Origin of the sequence: Clostridium sp. (assembly GCF_051278035.1) — a bacterium.
GTDB lineage: Bacteria > Bacillota > Clostridia > Clostridiales > Clostridiaceae > Clostridium_AD.
The window spans coordinates 1-19,995 of the sequence record NZ_JBNMNU010000023.1 but is presented as its reverse complement, the minus strand read 5'-3'; the positions used below and the strand labels follow the sequence as shown (position 1 = coordinate 19,995).

General features: G+C 32.9%; 20 protein-coding genes and 1 riboswitch. Of the genes, 3 read left to right on the top strand and 17 right to left on the bottom strand.

The features are described 5' to 3' along the window. The first annotated feature begins 274 nt into the window (after positions 1-274). Positions 275-1,555: a glycosyl hydrolase family 18 protein gene (locus ACJAX4_RS05405; protein WP_435788433.1), complete on the top strand. Its 1,281-nt coding sequence runs from the start codon at positions 275-277 to the stop codon at positions 1,553-1,555. Between the two features lie 63 nt (positions 1,556-1,618). Here ACJAX4_RS05405 and ACJAX4_RS05400 read toward each other — a convergent pair whose 3' ends face one another. From ACJAX4_RS05400 to groES, 6 genes are all read right to left on the bottom strand, one after another. Next, positions 1,619-1,897: a hypothetical protein gene (locus tag ACJAX4_RS05400; protein ID WP_435788432.1), complete on the bottom strand. Its 279-nt coding sequence runs from the start codon at positions 1,895-1,897 to the stop codon at positions 1,619-1,621. A gap of 239 nt (positions 1,898-2,136) precedes the next feature. Next, complete coding sequence (locus ACJAX4_RS05395) at positions 2,137-2,427, bottom strand: hypothetical protein (RefSeq protein ID WP_435788431.1); 291 nt, start codon at positions 2,425-2,427, stop codon at positions 2,137-2,139. A 201-nt stretch (positions 2,428-2,628) separates the two neighbouring features. Next, positions 2,629-4,158: a glutamine-hydrolyzing GMP synthase gene (gene guaA / locus ACJAX4_RS05390; RefSeq protein ID WP_435788445.1), complete on the bottom strand. Its 1,530-nt coding sequence runs from the start codon at positions 4,156-4,158 to the stop codon at positions 2,629-2,631. 37 nt (positions 4,159-4,195) lie between these two features. Then, positions 4,196-5,650: an IMP dehydrogenase gene (gene guaB / locus ACJAX4_RS05385; protein WP_435788430.1), complete on the bottom strand. Its 1,455-nt coding sequence runs from the start codon at positions 5,648-5,650 to the stop codon at positions 4,196-4,198. 141 nt (positions 5,651-5,791) lie between these two features. Continuing rightward, positions 5,792-5,889: riboswitch (purine riboswitch) on the bottom strand. 139 nt (positions 5,890-6,028) lie between these two features. Beyond that, entirely contained in the window at positions 6,029-7,657 is a 1,629-nt protein-coding gene (gene groL / locus ACJAX4_RS05380; protein ID WP_435788429.1) for a chaperonin GroEL, read from the bottom strand. A gap of 25 nt (positions 7,658-7,682) precedes the next feature. Beyond that, complete coding sequence (gene groES, locus ACJAX4_RS05375; protein ID WP_435788428.1) at positions 7,683-7,970, bottom strand: co-chaperone GroES; 288 nt, start codon at positions 7,968-7,970, stop codon at positions 7,683-7,685. A gap of 307 nt (positions 7,971-8,277) precedes the next feature. Here groES and ACJAX4_RS05370 point away from each other — a divergent pair, with 307 nt between their 5' ends. After that, the gene (locus ACJAX4_RS05370) at positions 8,278-8,928 is read left to right on the top strand and encodes a TIGR01906 family membrane protein (protein ID WP_435788427.1); all 651 of its coding nucleotides are present in this window, start codon (positions 8,278-8,280) and stop codon (positions 8,926-8,928) included. A 13-nt stretch (positions 8,929-8,941) separates the two neighbouring features. Here the strand turns inward: ACJAX4_RS05370 and ACJAX4_RS05365 are convergent, their stop codons facing one another. The 11 genes from ACJAX4_RS05365 to ACJAX4_RS05315 form a co-directional block, all read right to left on the bottom strand. After that, entirely contained in the window at positions 8,942-9,649 is a 708-nt protein-coding gene (locus tag ACJAX4_RS05365; RefSeq protein WP_435788426.1) for a TVP38/TMEM64 family protein, read from the bottom strand. A 14-nt stretch (positions 9,650-9,663) separates the two neighbouring features. After that, positions 9,664-10,569, bottom strand: a complete 906-nt coding sequence (locus ACJAX4_RS05360; protein ID WP_435788425.1) for a DNA-3-methyladenine glycosylase family protein — start codon at positions 10,567-10,569, stop codon at positions 9,664-9,666. Positions 10,570-10,588: 19 nt separating this feature from the next. Then, positions 10,589-11,002, bottom strand: a complete 414-nt coding sequence (locus ACJAX4_RS05355) for a C-GCAxxG-C-C family (seleno)protein (RefSeq protein ID WP_435788424.1) — start codon at positions 11,000-11,002, stop codon at positions 10,589-10,591. A 131-nt stretch (positions 11,003-11,133) separates the two neighbouring features. Continuing rightward, positions 11,134-12,513: an NADPH-dependent glutamate synthase gene (gltA, locus tag ACJAX4_RS05350; protein WP_435788423.1), complete on the bottom strand. Its 1,380-nt coding sequence runs from the start codon at positions 12,511-12,513 to the stop codon at positions 11,134-11,136. Next, a complete protein-coding gene (locus ACJAX4_RS05345; RefSeq protein WP_435788422.1) occupies positions 12,513-13,382 on the bottom strand; it encodes a sulfide/dihydroorotate dehydrogenase-like FAD/NAD-binding protein in 870 nt (289 codons plus the stop codon). Before ACJAX4_RS05345 ends, gltA begins: the two co-directional genes overlap by 1 nt. A 289-nt stretch (positions 13,383-13,671) precedes the next feature. Beyond that, complete coding sequence (locus tag ACJAX4_RS05340) at positions 13,672-14,514, bottom strand: 3-hydroxybutyryl-CoA dehydrogenase (RefSeq protein WP_435788421.1); 843 nt, start codon at positions 14,512-14,514, stop codon at positions 13,672-13,674. Positions 14,515-14,626: 112 nt separating this feature from the next. Then, positions 14,627-15,637, bottom strand: coding sequence for an electron transfer flavoprotein subunit alpha/FixB family protein (locus ACJAX4_RS05335; protein WP_435788420.1), 1,011 nt, complete (start codon positions 15,635-15,637; stop codon positions 14,627-14,629). Between the two features lie 19 nt (positions 15,638-15,656). Next, the gene (locus ACJAX4_RS05330) at positions 15,657-16,439 is read right to left on the bottom strand and encodes an electron transfer flavoprotein subunit beta (protein ID WP_435788419.1); all 783 of its coding nucleotides are present in this window, start codon (positions 16,437-16,439) and stop codon (positions 15,657-15,659) included. A gap of 13 nt (positions 16,440-16,452) precedes the next feature. Beyond that, positions 16,453-17,592, bottom strand: a complete 1,140-nt coding sequence (locus ACJAX4_RS05325; protein WP_435788418.1) for an acyl-CoA dehydrogenase — start codon at positions 17,590-17,592, stop codon at positions 16,453-16,455. Between the two features lie 81 nt (positions 17,593-17,673). Then, positions 17,674-18,453, bottom strand: a complete 780-nt coding sequence (locus tag ACJAX4_RS05320; RefSeq protein WP_435788417.1) for a short-chain-enoyl-CoA hydratase — start codon at positions 18,451-18,453, stop codon at positions 17,674-17,676. 178 nt (positions 18,454-18,631) lie between these two features. Continuing rightward, the gene (locus ACJAX4_RS05315; RefSeq protein WP_435788416.1) at positions 18,632-19,276 is read right to left on the bottom strand and encodes a redox-sensing transcriptional repressor Rex; all 645 of its coding nucleotides are present in this window, start codon (positions 19,274-19,276) and stop codon (positions 18,632-18,634) included. 285 nt (positions 19,277-19,561) lie between these two features. Between ACJAX4_RS05315 and ACJAX4_RS05310 the strand changes: the two genes are divergently transcribed. After that, the coding region (locus ACJAX4_RS05310) for an ATP-binding cassette domain-containing protein (RefSeq protein WP_435788415.1) at positions 19,562-19,995 on the top strand (434 nt) is incomplete at its 3' end.

The following is a 19,995-nucleotide window of genomic DNA, read 5'->3' as shown; positions in this document are numbered from 1 at the left end:
AAAAATTCAACATTAATTTGTAAGTTTATATTTTATTTCGCAAAATAACATGATAAATTATTGTTCATAATTAAAAATAAAAGCAAATTATATTGCAGATTGCACTCTTACTCATAGATCTAAACGAATATAAAACACCAGATATTTATTTTTTTATCAGTTATTTGTTTTGTATTATTTAACAGAACATTATGTTTTAAATAATATTGCATGTATTCTCTTGCGTTCTGTTGCATATATTAAATTATATTACTTTATAAGGTGTGATCTTTTTTTGATTATTCATGTTGTGAAAAGCGGTGAAAGCTTATACGGAATTTCTAAGTTATACGGAGTCCCATATACTAAAATTGTTTTAGATAATGAACTTAATAATCCAGCTGACCTTGTGGTAGGCCAAACTATCGTAATACTTCAAGGGACAAGGCCCCACAAAATCATTTCTGGTCAATCACTTTATGCCATTTCTAAAATGTACGGTGTAACTATTGCAAGTTTATATTCTACGAACCCTAGTCTTAGTGTTTCTAATTTACTTTACGCCGGTCAGATCATTAATATACCACCATCACCAGGAAAATTAGGCACTATTGAAGTTAATGGCTATGCTCTCCCTTCTACGAATATGGATGTGCTTGTAAAAACACTTCCAAGTCTAACATACCTTAGTATATTTAGTTATCAAGTACTAGCTAACGGATCACTAAAAGGCATAAATGATGCCCCCTTAATAGCTGCTGCAAGAAAAGCTAAAGTAGCTCCTATGATGGTAATTACAAATTTAAAAGAAGGCGGCGGCTTTGATAGTGATTTGGCAAGCACTCTACTTACAGATGAAACTGTACAAAACACATTGTTAGATAACATAATTAGTACATTAAAAAGTAAAAATTATTATGGCTTAGATATCGATTTAGAATACATCTACCCAAAAGACAGGGAAAAATATAATGATTTCATACGCAAAACGGTAGCTAAACTAACGCCTTTAGGCTATACCGTCACTACTGCTCTAGCCCCTAAACCTTCCGGAAATATAAAAGGATTGCTTTATGAAGCTCATGATTATCCTGTTCATGGTGCCACAGTTTCTCATGTAATACTTATGACTTATGAATGGGGGTATACTTCTGGTCCTGCAATGGCTGTAGCTCCAATTAATAACGTTAAAAAAATTCTTGATTATGCGGTAACAGCAATTCCAAGCAAAAAAATTTTTATGGGAATACCTAATTATGGCTATGATTGGACTTTGCCTTTTAAACCAGGAACTAAGGCTGTTGCACTTGGAAATGTAGAAGCAGTAGATCTTGCAAGAAGAGTAAAAGCGTCTATTCAATATGACTATACTGCTCAAGCACCATTTTTTAACTATTACGCTACTAATGGAAGAAAACATGTAGTTTGGTTCGAAGATGCTAGGAGTATAAACGTTAAGCTAAGGACGGCGAATGAATATAATTTAGGTGGAGTTAGTTACTGGACTATCGGTAAGTACTTTCCTCAAAATTGGTTGGTTCAAAATTCTTTGTTTGATATAAAAAAATTACTTTAGTTTTATATTAGAAGAACGCGGATAATTATTTACCCGCGTTCTCAATACGTCATTAATGAATAATTAATAATTCATACCACTCATACCATTCACCACTGCACCAGCAAATATCGCAAAACTTATGCCATATAATACTAGAATAATTGCTCCAAATATTAATGATGCTTGACAAAAGGTTTTCTTACTTCTATTTACATCGTGTCCTGTTGCCCAAATTATTGCTAATACAAAACCTACAATTGGAATACCCATTACTAACATTGTTACCAACCATTGTCCTACTGTCATTGGAATTTCATTAACATTAACTTCTTGTTTAAACTCATTTAAATTTGTTTCCATTCATAGCCACCCCTAATTAATTCTTTTATAATTTATAATTATTTCTTTTTAAATATTACCATATATTCAAAAATAGTACAATAACTGCCTTATTATGCTATTAAATCGACCAAGTCGCCATATTACCACTTTTTTTACCGGCATAGTGCTGTGGATAGTTATTTAAAGAGATAAAACAAAAGACCGCAACCCTCTATTTTAGAGTTTTGCTAAGATTATACCTCTAAGGAAAGGATATATTAGACACTATTACAGTAAACTAATATTAAAATAATTAATGAAGTGATTGCAGGAATAGAGCATCCTACTAATCTATATATTATATATGGGAGACGTTTTTTTCTTTCCATCTCCGATATCATATATGGGAGGCGTTTTTTTCTTTCTGTCTCCGATACATCACAATTTATCTTTCTAAACTCTTTTTTCAATTTTTTAAACCCTATTTCTCCGATAACAATAAACCCCAGACCTATAAGATAACTAATGATCATTATAATTCCAGTTATAATTTCGGTAATATTTCGCATTGCTTCTCCCCCTAAAAATAAAGATACACCATAAATACCTTACCATATTTTTATAAAATAGTACAATAAATTCCTTGTTATGTTATTTATTGAAAAATATCAAAAAAAGTAGGTTATGATGTGCTAACTTAATAGCATATATCATAACCAATTTTCATCTACTTATTTTATTAATACATCTAGTATTTTCAACGGTTAAGTCTATTCCCACTCAATAGTGGAAGGCGGTTTTGAGGTTATATCATAAACAATTCTATTTACTCCATTAACTTCATTAACTATCCTTCTAGACACCTTGTCAAGCACCTCATAAGGTATTCTAGACCAATCTGATGTCATACCATCTGAACTAGTTACAGCTCTTAGAGCCACCGTATGACAGTATGTACGCTCATCTCCCATAACACCAACGGATTGGATGTTAGGAAGGCATGCAAAGTACTGCCATATTTCACTTTCAAGTCCTGCTTTAGCAACTTCATCTCTAAATATTGCATCTGCTTCACTAGTTATAAATAATTTTTCAGGTGTTATTTCTCCAAGCACTCTTATAGCAAGGCCTGGTCCTGGGAATGGCTGTCTCCATACTAAGTGATGCGGAATACCAATTTCTTCTCCAACCGCTCTAACTTCATCTTTAAATAGTTCTCTTAAAGGTTCAATTAGTTTAAAGTGCATGTCTTTTGGAAGGCCCCCGACATTATGATGACTTTTTATAGTAGCTGAGGTAGCCGTTCCGCTTTCAACTACGTCTGGATATATAGTTCCTTGCACAAGGAAATCTAACTGTCCGAGTTTATTAGATTCTTCTTCAAAAACTCTTATAAATTCTTCTCCAATTATCTTTCTCTTTGTCTCTGGATCACTTATCCCTTTAAGTTTACCTAGGAATCTGTCCTGAACATTAACTCTTATTATGTTCATATTAAATTTACCCTTGAACATTTTTTCAACTTGGTCTCCTTCATCTTTTCTGAGTAGGCCATGATCTACAAATACGCAAGTTAATTGATCCCCTATTGCTTTATGTACAAGCATTGCAGCAACTGATGAATCTACACCACCAGACAGTGCACAAAGCACCTTTTTGTCTCCAACTACTTCTTTAATAGCTTTAATTTTTTCTTTTGCAAATGATGACATTGACCAATCGCCTTTAACTTCGCATACATCATATAGGAACTTTCTAAGCATTTCTTCACCAAAAAGAGTATGTTTTACTTCTGGGTGAAATTGAACTCCATAGAGTTTTTTAGAAACATTCGCCATAGCTGCCACTGGACAATCTTCAGTGGTTGCAATTATATCAAATCCTTCTGGCACTTTGGAAATGTGGTCTGTATGACTCATCCAACATTGGTTTTCTTCTATCCCTGCAAAAATAACAGCATCCTTGTTTAAATCAACTTCTATTTTTCCATATTCACGAACATTAGGTGTTATAACTTCGCCGCCAAACATACTGGCCATTAACTGAGCTCCATAACATATTCCTAAAATAGGAACACCTAGTTCAAATATTTCCTTTTCAAGCTTTGGTGCGCCATCAGCATATACACTGTTAGGTCCACCAGTAAATATTAATCCTTTCGGATTCATCGCTTTTATTCTTTCAACAGAACATGTGTATGGCACTATTTCGCAATAGACATTATTTTCTCTTACTCTTCTTGCTATAAGCTGATTATATTGACCACCAAAGTCAACTACTAAAATAAGTTCTCTATTAATCAATGTTATTTCCCTCCTATAAGTTCAAGCTTTTTCATTAGCTACTAACACTATAATTTGGTGCTTCTTTTGTAATTGATACATCATGTGGATGACTTTCTCTAAGTCCTGCTGAAGATTGAACAACAAAGTTTGAAGTTTCAAACAATTGTTCTAGATTTTTAGATCCTAAATATCCCATCCCTGAACGTATACCACCGATCATCTGATATATAGTTTCTATAACGCTTCCTTTGAATGGTAATCTTCCTTCTACTCCTTCTGGCACTAACTTTTTATTTCCTTCTTGGAAATATCTGTCCTTACTTCCAGAGGCCATAGCACTTAGAGAACCCATACCTCTGTATACCTTATAGCTTCTTCCTTGATATATTTCCATTTCACCTGGTGCCTCTTCGCATCCTGCGAACATAGAACCAATCATCACCACTTTAGCACCTGCTGCTAATGCCTTTACTATATCTCCGGAGTATTTTATACCACCGTCTGCAATAACAGGTACTCCATATTTATTTCCCACTTCAACGCAGTCCATAACTGCTGTAAGCTGTGGCACTCCTACTCCTGCTACAACCCTTGTAGTACAAATAGATCCAGGGCCTATTCCTACCTTTACACAATCTGCTCCAGCCTCAATTAAATCTTTAGTTGCCTCTGCCGTTGCAATATTTCCTGCAATTATTTGAAGCTCTGGGTATGCAGATTTTATTTGACTTACAGCGTTCAATACTCCTAAAGAATGGCCATGAGCTGTATCTACCGTTACTACATCTACTCCAGCCTTTACGAGGGCTGCTACTCTCTCCAACATATCTGTTGTAACACCAACAGTTGCACCACACAATAATCGACCTCTAGAATCCTTAGCCGCATCCGGAAATTTTATAGTTTTCTCTATATCTTTTATTGTAATAAGTCCTCTTAAGTTATTTTTACTATCCACTAAAGGTAACTTTTCTATTTTATGTTTTTTAAGAAGTTGTTTAGCCTCCTCCATGCTTGTTCCTTCTGGTGCAGTAATTAGATTTTCACTTGTCATTATGTCTTTAATTTTCTTGCTATAATCAGTTTCAAAAACTATATCTCTATTAGTAATTATTCCAACTAATTTACCATCTGTTGTAATTGGAACTCCAGATATTCTATATTTACTCATTAATGCTAACGCATCTTCTAAAATATTATCTGGAGCTAAGAAGAAAGGATCAGTAATTATACCATTTTCTTGTCTTTTAACTCTATCTACTTCAACAGCTTGTCTCTCAATGCTCATATTCTTATGTATAATACCTATTCCGCCTTCTCTAGCCATAGAAATAGCCATCCTAGATTCGGTAACAGTGTCCATTGCCGCACTCATTAGAGGTATATTAAGTTTTATTTTCCTTGTAAGGTTAGTAACTAAACTCACATCTCGAGGTAATACTTCTGACTTATTAGGAACTAACAATACATCGTCAAATGTATATGCCTTTTTTAGAATCTTTGCCATTTAATCAACGCCCTTCATAATTTTATTTTTGATTCATCTTTATAATTAACATAAAAATATTTATATATGCAACCTTTATAAATTATAAAAGGGCATACTAATCCTACTTTGGCTAAAGTAAAATTAGCATGCCTAAAATAAGTTCATACTAAGATTACTCATAGTGGTCAATTTGTGGCTGACCGTAGATACTCCTTGCCATATTCAAGGGATATATGAGTTTCGTTATTTATTTTAAAGTTATTATACCATTCTAGTTAATACTTAAGCAATTGTCAACGAATATTTCTTACCATATACCCAAGATAAAAAAAAATTAGCTATGGCAAATGCCTAGCTAATTTTTTTTGCTATATATATTTCTAATTCAATTTACTTCTAGTACATTCCGTCCATTCCCATTCCTGGTGCTCCACCCATAGGTGCTGAACCTTTTTCAGGAATATCCGCTACCGCAACTTCTGTTGTTAAGAATGTTGCTGCAACAGATGCTGCATTTTGAAGTGCTGATCTTACAACCTTTGTTGGGTCAACAATTCCTGCTTTTATCATATTTACAAGTTCTCCACGTAAAGCGTCATATCCAATCTCTCCAGCGCTTTCTCTTACTTTTTCTATTATAACTGAAGCTTCTGCTCCAGCATTTGTAGCTATCTGTCTTAATGGTTCTTCCAAAGCTCTTTTGATTATGTTAATGCCTACTTGAACATCTGATATATCTGATGTTAATTTAGCGATTTCAACAATAGCATTAATATAAACTGTTCCACCACCTGCAACAATTCCTTCTTCAACTGCTGCTTTTGTAGCTGCAAGAGCATCTTCTATTCGAAGTTTCTTCTCTTTTAATTCTGTTTCAGTAGCAGCCCCAACTTTGATTACGGCTACTCCACCTGCAAGTTTTGCAAGTCTTTCTTGTAATTTTTCTTTATCAAAGTCTGAAGTAGTCTCTTCAATTTGTTTTTTGATTTGAGAAATTCTATCATGAATTATTTTCTTTTCGCCTTTTCCATTTACTACTGTAGTATTTTCTTTGGATATTTTAGCGCTCTCTGCTCTTCCAAGCATTTCAAGAGTAACATCTTTTAGTTCACGTCCGAGTTCTTCACATATAACCTCTCCACCAGTTAAAATTGCTATATCCTGAAGCATTTCTTTTCTTCTATCACCAAAACCTGGTGCTTTAACAGCTACACAAGTAAAAGTTCCTCTAAGCTTATTAACTACTAATGTAGCTAATGCTTCACCTTCAATGTCCTCAGCAATTATTAGAAGCTTTCTTCCTTGTTGAACAATTTGCTCAAGTATTGGAAGTATATCTTGTATGTTAGTAATTTTTTTATCTGTTATTAAAATATATGCTTCTTCAAGATTTGCTTCCATTTTTTCTGAATCTGTAACCATATATGGACTTAAATATCCTCTATCAAACTGCATTCCTTCAACTACATCAAGTTCAGTTCCCATAGATTTTGATTCTTCTACAGTTATAACGCCTTCATTACCTACTTTTTCCATAGCATCAGCTATTAGAGTTCCAATTTCTTCATCGCTTGCTGATATAGCAGCAACTCTAGCTATGTCTTCTTTACCGCTAACTGGTTTAGAATATTTTTTAATTTCTTCAACAGCTTTATCTACAGCCTTTTTTATACCAGTTCTTATTAGCATAGGATTTGCACCAGCTGTAACATTTTTAAGGCCCTCTCTAATTATAGCTTGAGCAAGTAGTGTAGCCGTAGTAGTTCCATCACCCGCTACATCATTTGTCTTTGTAGCAACTTCTTTAACAAGCTGAGCTCCCATATTTTCATAAGCATCTTCTAATTCTATTTCTCTTGCTATAGTAACACCATCATTTGTAATGAGTGGCGATCCGAATTTTTTATCTAAAATAACATTTCTTCCTTTTGGTCCTAGTGTAATCTTAACTGTATCTGCAAGCTTATCTACACCTCTTTGCATAGCTCTTCTTGCATCTTCTCCAAACAATATACTTTTAGCCATTTTAAAACCTCCTATACTTTAAAAATTATTTTTCTATTACAGCTAATAATTCCTCTTGTTTTAATATGATATACTCAGTACCATCATATTTTATTTCGCTTCCTGAATATTTAGCGAATAACACTACATCTCCTACTTTAACTTCCATTTTGATTAAATTTCCATCCTCGACTTTTCCTGGTCCTACTGCAACTACCTCAGCCTCTTGTGGTTTTTCCTTTGATGCTCCTGCTAAAAGAATTCCACTTTTTGTAGTTTCTTCAGCTTCTAACCTTTTAATTAATACTCTATCACTAAGTGGTCTAATATTCATTTAAACCCCTCCTTATATTATTTTGTTAGCACTCAACACATTTGAGTGCTAATATCTAATTACCATCTTAATTTATAGTGGTGATAATATCAAATTCGTCTACTCCATATATTATACCATTTATAGCCAAAATGACAAACTATTCTCATTTATCACAGCATTCTATAGTTTTACTCCTATTTGCATTGATTTTTATAATTTTAAGATTTTTATGAATATTTCGAATTGTTAATTTATTTGTTTTTAGTTTTAAAAGCATTGAATAAAATTGAATTTATTGATAAAATCACTAAATGGAGGTGATTTTATGAACATTATAAGCAGATATTTTAATTTTTTACTAAAAGCTTTTTTTATTATGTGTTTCACCTTTTCTTTTATAGTTTTAATTGTAAATTTCACTATGCTTTTCAGGCCCTTATATTATGCAGATATTGATATTTTAAATATTGAAGAGTCTTCAAATTTAAGTAAAGTGGATCTAAAGGCTAATTATGACTATGTGATTACATATTTATCGCAAAATAAAAATGAAGAATTCAATCTTCCAACACTACCTTCATCTGTTAATGGGCAAACTCATTTTAAAGAAGTTAAAATAATATTTGATAACCTTAAGGTAATGCTGTTACTGACAATGCTAGTAAGTATTATAGGTATAGTTATAAACAAGAAGAGGAAAAAATTCAAATACTTATTAACAAGTTCCTTAGTCCTAATAACCATACCAATAATATTACTTATTCCCTTTATAATTAATTTCGATAAAAGTTTTACCACTTTTCATCATATTTTCTTCAATAATGATTATTGGCTATTTGATATTGAACTTGACCCAATAATAACAATCCTTCCACAAGAGTTTTTCTTCCACTGCGCTATATTAATACTTATGTTAATTATTATTACCAGCCTAATCCTAAGATACATATATAGGATGTCTCTAAAAAACGACTAGTAATTATACTAGTCTATTTTTTATTTCCAATCATGCTTTTAATTATAGTATTACCTTTATAAATTCCTACAATAGACAAAATCCCCGTAATTACTCCTATAATTATTAAAGTTGTAGTATCCCAAGCATATATTCTTTGCCCAAAAAAGGATGAAATAAAAATCCCAGGAATTCTACCAAGAGTAGAATATATAATAAAATCCTTAAAAGAAATATTTGATACTCCACATATATATGCTAGAGCATCTTTAGGCATTCCAGGAATTAAATAAAAAATTAATACAACACTTTTTTTACTCCCCGCATTTAATATTTTTTTGAAAAATTTTACTTTCTTGTTTACTAATAATTTGTCTACAAAAGGTTTCCCATAGCTATTACAAATAGAATAGATGATTAAACTTCCCAAAGTGATACCTATTAAAGATAATATAGCGCCTATAAAAGTTCCAAAAATATATCCTCCAGCAATTTGTATAAATTCACCCGGAATAAAGAAAATAACTACTTGTATCACATGCATAAGAATGAAAACTAAAATACTGAAATTCCCATAAGAAAGAATAACTTCTTTTAATAGATTAGGATTTTTTATTATATATGAATATCTAAAATAATATTCATAACCAATATATATAAAAATCAATAACATTACTGAAAGCATTATATAATGTTTGTTCTCTGATGCCTTATTTCTAATAGAATTCCATATACTTTTCATCCTTTTCATCCTTTTCATTCTTTAGATTCATTTGTTATTGAGTCGATTTTAATATTGTTTTCCCTTGCATAATAAAATAAATACTGTTGTGCAAATCCTGATGCGCCTTCAAATTTATCCCTAGCAAAAATTCTTATTTTAGGTAATGACACATCTGGTGCTAAATAAAAATATTGCATCGCTCTCTTTACCCATACATCCACTGGGAAAGCTGAATATTTTTGCATAGAAAATAACATAATACAATCAGAAACCTTTGGGCCAATACCGTTAAGCTTTTGCAAATGTTCGTGACAAATATCATCTTCCTGAGACTTAATAAATTCCAAATCTGCTTCACCAGTATATACACTATGTACTGTATTTTTTACATATTTAGACCTAAACCCCAGCCCACAACTCTTTACATCCTCTATAGACGCTCCCTCTAAATCAGAAAGCTTTGGAAATGCATAATAAGTTTCACCTTTATATTCTATGGCCTCCCCCCATTTTTTACTCAAATTCTCAATGGCTCTTTTTATCATAGGGATTCTATTATTTGAAGAGATTATAAATGATATCGTAAGTTCAAAAGGTTCCTGCTGAAGTATTCTAATCCCATGTCCAAAAGCGACAGATTTTTTAAGAAGAGGATCCTTCTCGAATTTCTCCTTCATATCCATATAATCTCTTTTAAGATCAAAATAATCACACCAAATATTATTAAATTCTTCTTCATCTATATTGTATATTTTTACATCAGAATTATTCTTCTCTACTTCTATTACCTTACCATATGCCACTCCGATATAGTTCCCACTAATTTGTTTATTCCATCTAAAACATTGCCCACACTCAAATATGTGATCTAGTTCAAAGTTCTCTACGCCTTTTATAACAACGCCTTCATCAAATGATTCAATATTTTTATAATCCATAATTCTTCCCTTCACACAATTAATTATTAACTTTTAATTCTCTTATCACAATTTCATCTAATATGCTAGCAGCGGTTTCTATCATTATCCTACAACCAGTATCCTCTTTTTTATAGTTTGCTTTAAGCATAGCACAATTATTCGTATTTAACGCGGCTTCAAATTTTTTAAAAAATTCTTGACACAGTTTTTTTACTCTTTCACCTTCATGTGCTCGCTCACAAGTAAATAATATACCTATAACTGCAAGTGAACCTGTTATTGCTCCACATACACTTTCAACACCCATTCCACCGCCAAAGGATGCCATAGTTTTAAATGTTTCGCTTTTCAAATTCATACTAAATTCATCATTGGCTGCGTAAATCATTACTTCAGAACAACTTAAATCATATTCCTGAGTATAGTATTTATTTATTTTATCTAATAACATGCTAGTACCTCCTACTATTTAATTTTAGTATATCAAAATAATTCAGAATAGTCATTAACTTTCCCTTACTGTCTTATTAAAAACAACTCCATAAACGCTAGTTTATGGAGCTTCTAAAATAATCTTTATTATTATATTAACATTTCATTTATAGCTTTAGCAGCTTTTTTGCCTGCTTCCATAGCTAGTATAACAGTAGCTGCTCCTGAGACCGCATCTCCACCGGCATATACGTTAACTTTAGACGTTAAACCAGTCTCATCATCTGCTACTATACATTTCCATTTGTTAGTTACGAGTCCCTCTGTTGTTGATGCAATTAATGGATTTGGCGATGTGCCTAAAGACATTACAACTGTATCTACATCCATTGTAAATTCTGAACCTTTAATTTCCATTGGTCTTCTTCTGCCTGAGGCATCAGGCTCGCCAAGCTCCATTTTTATGCACTTCATTCCTATAACATTTCCTTCTGCGTCCCCTAGGATTTCAACTGGGTTCACAAGTAAATCCATTATAACTCCTTCTTCTTTTGCATGATGAACTTCTTCAGCTCTAGCTGGAAGTTCTGATTCAGATCTTCTGTATACTATGTGCCCCTCTGAGCCTAATCTTACTGCAGTTCTTACAGCATCCATAGCAACATTACCTCCACCTACAACCGCAACCTTTGTTCCTACCCTTATAGGCGTCTTATAACCCTCTTTATATGCTTTCATCAAATTATTTCTAGTTAAAAGTTCATTGGCAGAGAATACTCCATTTAAATTTTCTCCAGGTATACCCATAAATATTGGAAGGCCTGCCCCTGATCCAATAAATACTGCATCAAAACCTTCATCTTCCATAAGCTCATTTATAGTTACAGTTCGTCCCACTATAACATTTCTTTCTATTTTAACGCCTAATTTTACAACGTTTTCAATTTCATAACTTACAACTGTATCCTTTGGTAATCTAAAAGCTGGAATCCCATATACTAAAACTCCACCAGATTCATGAAGTGCTTCAAAAATAGTCACGTCATATCCAGCTTTAGCGAGTTCACCTGCACAAGTAAGTCCAGCAGGACCACTTCCGATTACAGCTACCTTCTTACCATTTTTAGGTTTTGTTTCTGAAAGATCAACCTTATTCTCTCTAGAATAATCTCCTACGAATCTTTCAAGTTTACCTATGGCAACAGATTCTCCCTTTATTCCTAATATACATTTGCTTTCACATTGAGTTTCTTGTGGACAAACTCTTCCACAAACAGCAGGTAATGCACTATATTTTGCTATTACTTTAACTGCCTCATCAAATTCTCTATTTTTAACATGCTGAATAAACCCAGGAATATCTATTGCTACAGGACATTTACCAACACAGAGTGGTTTCTTACAGTTTAAGCATCTTGTAGCTTCTTCAACCGCCTCATCTACTGTGTATCCTAAACATACTTCTTCGAAATTAGTTGCTCTTATTTTAGGATCTTGTTCTGATATTTTCGTTTGCTTCATTTTACTCATTATTTAGTACCTCCTAATCCACAGCCTGGTTTTATTCCTTCGTTTTCAGAGACTTCTTCTTTTTTATATATTTTTTGTCTTCTCATTGCTTCCTCAAAATTAACCTTGTGCCCGTCAAATTCTGGACCATCAACACATGCAAATTTAGTTTCACCATCTACAGTAATTCTACAAGCTCCACACATTCCTGTTCCATCTACCATAACAGGATTCATGCTCACTATTGTTGTTATCCCAAGTTCTTCAGTTAATTTACAGACAAATTTCATCATTATCATTGGTCCAATAGCAATTACTAAATCGTATTTTTTGTCTTCAATTTGAACTAGTTCTTTTAATTTATTTGTAACAAGTCCCTTATATCCATAAGAACCATCGTCAGTACATGGATAAACTGTCCCTGCTACGCTCTTCATTTCATCTTCTAAAATTATATAATCTTTAGCCTTTGCGCCTATTATTACATCTGCCTTAACCCCTTGCTCACTTAACCATTTAACTTGAGGATATACTGGGGCTGTTCCAAGTCCACCAGCTATAAAAATAATTTTCTTATTCTTTAGCTCTTCAATACTTTCGCTCATTAATTCTGATGCTTGCCCAAGTGGTCCTACAAAATCTAAAAACGAGTCACCAACTTCATAGTTTTCCATTTCTTTTGTTGAACAACCTATTGTTTGGATTACTATAGTAACCGTTCCTCTTAAAACATCATAATCACAAATTGTTAAGGGTACTCTTTCACCTTTTTCATCCATTTTTACAATTACAAACTGACCTGGTTTTGCGGATTTAGCTACTCTTGGCGCCTCAATGTCCATTAAAAATATTTGAGGTGCTAATGCTCTTTTTTCTATAATTTTATACATTTTTTACCCTCCATGTTCTTCTATATTTTTGTCTATTTTATCTAATACATTAAACGTTTAATTATTATAATATGTATAATTATTATTATACTTTCATTTTACCACAAAGAGATAGTATCTAGTCGGATTATTTTTTATTATTACATTGTTAACGATATATCATTCACAATGTAAAGTCAACCTATAAGATTAAAATCTCTAAGTATAATCTTATAAGAAATAAAAAGCATTATAACTCTTTATACGTTATAATGCTTTCTACATTTATCGACTGATTGAATGTATTCTTTTAATAAATAAATATTCCCCTTTTAGTTTTTCTTCCTAAGAAACCGCCTCTAACATACTTTCTTAAAAGGCTATGAGCCCTGTACTTAGAGTCTCCAGTTTCCTTATATAAAACATCCATTATAGCAAGACATACATCTAATCCTATGAGGTCTCCCAGCGCTAATGGTCCCATAGGTTGATTAGCTCCTAGCATCATTGCTTTATCGATATCCTCTTTCGACGCTATACCTTCAGCAAGTATTCCCACTGCTTCATTTATCATTGGTACTAATATTCTATTTACTACGAAACCTGGAGCCTCTTCAACCTCTACAGGGTCCTTACCCATAGCAACTGAAATTTCTTTAACTTTATCAAAAGTTTCCTGTGAAGTAGCCATTCCTTTAATTATTTCTACAAGCTTCATCACTGGGGCTGGATTGAAAAAATGCATTCCTATAACCTTTCCTGGTCTATTTGTAGCAGCTCCTACTTCCGTTATGGAAAGTGAAGATGTATTTGATGATAAAATAGTTTCTGGTTTACAAACAGCATCTAGCTCTTTAAAAATCTGTTTCTTAATTTCCATATTTTCGACAGCAGCTTCAACTACTAAGTCACAATCTTCTGCTAAATTCATATCAATAGTTCCTGTAATTCTTGAAAGTACCTCTTCCATATGTTCTTCTGTAATTCTTCCTGTGCCAACTAATCTTTCTAGATTCTTTTTGATTCCAGTAAGTCCTTTATCTACAAATTCATCTTTAATGTCTCTTAATACTACTTCGTATCCCTTAGATGCAAATGTTTGTGCGATACCCGCCCCCATAGTTCCAGCTCCAAGTACAAATATTTTTTTCAAAATAACCCGCTCCTTAAATTTTATTATAGATTTAATGTAATAAAAAAACTTACTCTATTGCTAAATTCTAGCACTAGAGTAAGTTCAATTCAATTAAAAAATTTTTTAATAATTATATTTTCTTTAATGCAGTAACCTGAGCGATAAGTTCTGGAAGAACTTTTGAATAATCTCCAGCTATTGCAAGGTCTGCAACTTTCATTATAGGTGCCGACGCATCTTTGTTTATAGCTATTATATAATCAGATTCTTGCATTCCAGCTAAATGCTGAATTGCTCCAGAAATACCGCAAGCTATGTATACATTTGGTCTAACTGTTTTTCCTGTTTGACCTACTTGAAGTGATTTGTCTACCCAGCCATTTTCAACTGCGGCTCTCGATCCTCCAACAACTCCACCAAGGGTAGTTGCAAGCTCCTCAAGTACTACAAAGTTTTCTTTAGCTCCAACTCCACGACCACCAGATACTATTATGTTAGCGTCTGCTATATCTGCTAAAACTTCAGCAACTTTTACAACTTCTAAACTTTTTGTTCTGATATCGTCTTCTGTTAGGTTCACAGTAACTTTTTCAATATTGCAACTTCTATTAGTATCTCTAGTTAATTTTTCAAAAACTCCTGGTCTTACAGTAGCCATTTGCGGTCTATGATCTCCGCAAACTATTGTAGCCATTATATTTCCTCCAAATGCTGGTCTTGTCATTAGTAAATTATTGTTGTTTTCCATATCTACATCTAATGAAGTACAATCAGCAACAAGTCCTGTTGCAAGTCTTGCTGATATTCTAGGACCTAAATCTCTTCCTAGGTAAGTAGCTCCTACGAATATTACTTCAGGCTTTCTCTCGTTTGCAAGTTCACATATAACTTTTGTATATGCATCAGTTGTAAAGTGATTTAATAATGGATGCTCAGCAACTATTATTTTATCAGCACCATGTGCTGCTAGCTCTGAAACCATATGGTCTGTTTTATCACCAAGAAGCACTGCTGTTAATTTTTCTCCTAATTTATCTGCTATTCTTCTTCCCTCGCCTAAAAGTTGTAATGCAATTTTTTGAAGTTCTCCGTCTCTTTGCTCAGCAAAGACCCATACTCCTTTGTAATCTTCTAAATTCATTGCTTAATCCCTCCTAATCTTAAATAAAGTGCTTTTCTTTTAGTTTTGAAACCACAAACTGTGCAGCTTCTTTAGGTGGCAATTGTACTAATTCTCCATTTCCTTTAGGTTCTTTAGTCATAGACTTTTTAACCTTTGTTGGAGAACCTTTTAATCCAAGAACCTCTTTATCGGCTCCAATATAATCTGCATTCCAAACTTTAACCTCTTTATTTTGATACATTTCAAAAATATTTTTTATATTCATATATCTTGGCTCATTTAATTCTTTTATAGCTGTTAATAGAACTGGGGTCTTAACTTCCATATCTTCATATCCGTCTTCCCAAGCTCTTCTAACTTTTAATCCACCTTTAATTATATCAACATTTTCAACGTATGTTATTTGTGGAATATCTAAGAGTTCTGCCATTTCAGGCCCAACTTGCGCTGTATCTCCATCTATAGCTTGTCTTCCTGCAAAAATCACATCGTAACCTATTTTTTTTATGGTTGCTACTAGTGTATGAGATGTAGCTAATGTATCCGACCCTGCAAAAGCTCTGTCAGATACTAGTACCGCTTCATCAGCTCCCATAGCTAGTGCTTCTCTTAAAGCCTTTTCTGCTTGTGGAGGTCCCATGGTTATTACTGTTACATGCGCACCATGGTTATCTTTGAGACTTATTGCTTCTTCCAAAGCATTTTTATCATCTGGATTCATAATTGATGGAACTCCTTCTCTTATGAGTGTCCCTGTAACTTGATCTATTTTAACTTCATTTGTATCTGGAACTTGTTTTATACATACAACTATATTCATTCCTTAATACCTCCTACTTTAATAAGTTTGCAGCAATAACCATCTTTTGAACTTGTGAAGTTCCTTCATAAATTTCAGTTATCTTAGCATCTCTCATCATTCTTTCTATTGGGTAATCTTTCGTATATCCATATCCTCCGAAGATTTGAACTGCTTTAGTTGTAACTTCCATAGCTGTTTCTGAAGCAAATAATTTTGCTCTAGCAGCTTCTACGCTATATGGTAAACCATTATCCTTGTTCCATGCTGCCTTATAAACTAACATCTTAGTGGCTTCTACTTTAACATCAAGTTCTGCCATCATCCATTGTAATCCTTGAAATGCTGAAAGTGGTTTCCCAAATTGCTTTCTTTCTTTCATATATTTAGCTGCGGCTTCTAAAGCTCCTTCAGCAATTCCTAGAGCTTGAGCTGCTATACCAATTCTTCCTCCATCAAGAGTTTTCATTGCTATACCAAATCCCTTACCTTCTTTTCCAAGTAAGTTCTCTTTTGGAACTATGCAGTTAGTAAATACAAGTTCAGTAGTTGCTGATGCTCTTATTCCTAATTTATCTTCATGTTTACCAATTGAAAATCCTTCAAAATCTTTTTCAACTATGAAAGCTGAGATGCCTCTTGTTCCTTTGCTCTTGTCCGTCATAGCAGCGACTATATACGTATCAGCCTCTCCACCATTAGTTATGAATATCTTAGAACCATTTAGTATGTAATTATCTCCTTCTAAAATGGCTGTAGTTTGTTGCTCAGACGCATCTGTTCCTGCATTAGGTTCAGTTAACCCAAAGGCACCTAATTTTTCGCCTTTTGCAAGTGGAACTAAATATTTCATCTTTTGCTCTTCTGTTCCAAACATATCTAGTGGGCCTATACATAGTGAAGTATGCGCTGAAAGAATAACCCCAGTAGTTCCACATGCTTTTGATAATTCCTCAACGGCTATAGCATAGGACAGAATGTCTCCACCTGCTCCACCATATTTAGTTGCAATTGGTATGCCCATCATATTGTATCTAGCCATTTTCTCTACAGTTTCTCTAGGAAATCTTTCTGATATATCTATTTCAGCAGCTAGTGGTTCAACTTCGTTTATTGCAAATTCTCTTACCATTTGTCTTACAAATTCTTGTTCTTTTGTCAATGCAAAATTCATTAATCTTCCTCCTCACTATTATCTATGACAAGTAGCAATTATTAATTGGTGCTTGTCTATTTTTCAAACAAATAATTATTATTACTTGTTTTTAAAGCATCTTTCTGTTTTTTCTATGAATCCTGTCATTCCATTCTTTTGATCCTCGGTAGAGAAACACTCTCCAAAAACTTCAGATTCGCAATTTAAAGCTGTATCTATATCCATCTGCATACCTCTATTTATAGCCATCTTACATAACTTAACAGCTATAGGTGCATTGTCAGCAATTCTTATAGCTAATAATTTTACTTCTTCAATTAATTTTTCAGGTTCTACTATTTTATTTACAAGTCCTATTCTTAAAGCTTCTTCTGCATCAATCATATCACCAGTAAATATTAATTGTTTAGCCATACCTGTGCCTACAAGTCTAGCTAATCTTTGAGTGCCTCCAAAACCAGGCATTACCCCAAGTGTTACCTCCGGTTGAGCAAATTTAGCTTTTGACGATGCAATTCTAATATCACAAGCCATAGAAAGCTCACATCCCCCGCCTAATGCAAAACCGTTTACAGCTGCTATTACAGTCTTTTCTAATGTTTCTAGCTTCCTGAAAATTTTACTCCCCAAATGACTAAATTTTCTAGCTGCCATCCCATCAAAATCTTTTAGTTCTGTAACATCAGCCCCCGCAACAAAAGCTCTTCCACTTCCTGTTAAAATCACTACGTATATCTCGTCATCCATAGCAATTTCGTCAATTACATGTTCTAACTCCTTTAACGTCTCTATATTTAATGCATTTAATGCTTTTGGTCTACTAACTGTAACCGTAACAACTCTATCTTCCTTTTGAAGTAGAATATTTTTGTATTTCAAAATATTTCACTCCCTAAAATTTATTAACCTTTTGTTAATAATATAACAAATAGACTCAAAAATAATTGAAGCTACCAACTTCAATTACATTATATATCTTTATATTAATTATTTCAAGGTAAATCATAATTTCCTTTTATTGAATCAAGTCTTTTAATTTTTTAAAAAAATAAATAAATTAATTTTGTGGATATGTCCTGTCATTCATTAAACAGCTAAGAGTTAACAAACTCTCACTTAAATGAACATTCTCCACAATCATTTCATCTGGCACCTCTAAATCAACAGGTGCAAAATTCCATATACCTTTAACCCCATTCGCTACCATAAGATCAGCAACTGATTGTGCACTATTTCTCGACACACAAATTACACCAATATCTATCGGTGTATTTTTAAGAAAACATGCTAACTCATCTATGTCTATTACTTCAACATCTCTGATTCTGAGTCCTATAAGCTTTGGATTAATATCAAAAATCCCCTCTAAGTTAAAAGCTAACTTTTCAAAGTTAGTATAATTGGCAATCGCTTGACCAATATTACCTGCACCTATTATTACCATTTTATACTCTCTTGATAGACCTAATATTCCGCTGATTTCATTTAATAATTCCTTAACATTATACCCATATCCTTGCTGCCCAAAATCTCCAAAGCAGTTCAGATCTTGTCTAATTTGTGATGCTGTAAATCCAATTTTCTCTCCTAATTCTTTCGAGGAAATCCTATCCACATCATTTTTTAAAAGTTCTCTTAAATATCTATGATATTTAGGTAATCTTCTAATTACTGCCATCGATATATTCTTTTTTCTTTCCACAGTTAACATCCCTCCGTCAATATCATAAAACACATATAACATATCTTAACACACTATTATAAATTAACACTACTTTTTTATTTCAAATTTAATACTTTTTATTATATTCTCAACGTTTCATCGTAGTTCTATACTCGTTAGAAAGAAATAAATACTATTTATATTTGTCTTTTACTACAAAAGAGCCGATATAAATAGTACAATAATATAGTAACTCATTTAAATCGTTCAAAATTATGCTACTTTTTATAAGTTTTAAACTACAATGCACGAAAGGGGAAACTAATGATAGTTCTAAGTTGCAAAAATATTCACAAAAGTTATGGCATAGATGTTATTTTAGATAGGATAACTTTTGGTATAAATGAAGGTGAAAAAGTTGGTTTTATTGGAGCTAATGGAGCAGGTAAATCCACACTTTTTAAAATACTCACATCACAACTTGATTATGATAATGGAGAGCTATTTATAGATAAAAATAAAAAAGTTGGTTATCTATCTCAAGATTTATCACTTGATTCAAGTAATACTATATATGAAGAAACGCTTTTAGTATTCGAAGGATTAATCGCCTTAGAAAAAAGTCTTAAAGGTTTCGAAACAAGAATGAAAGAACCTTATGATCCTTCAAGAGAAGAATATCATAATAAAATAATAAAAGAATATACATTAACCTCTGAGCTTTACAATAATCGTGGAGGATACACATATAAATCTGA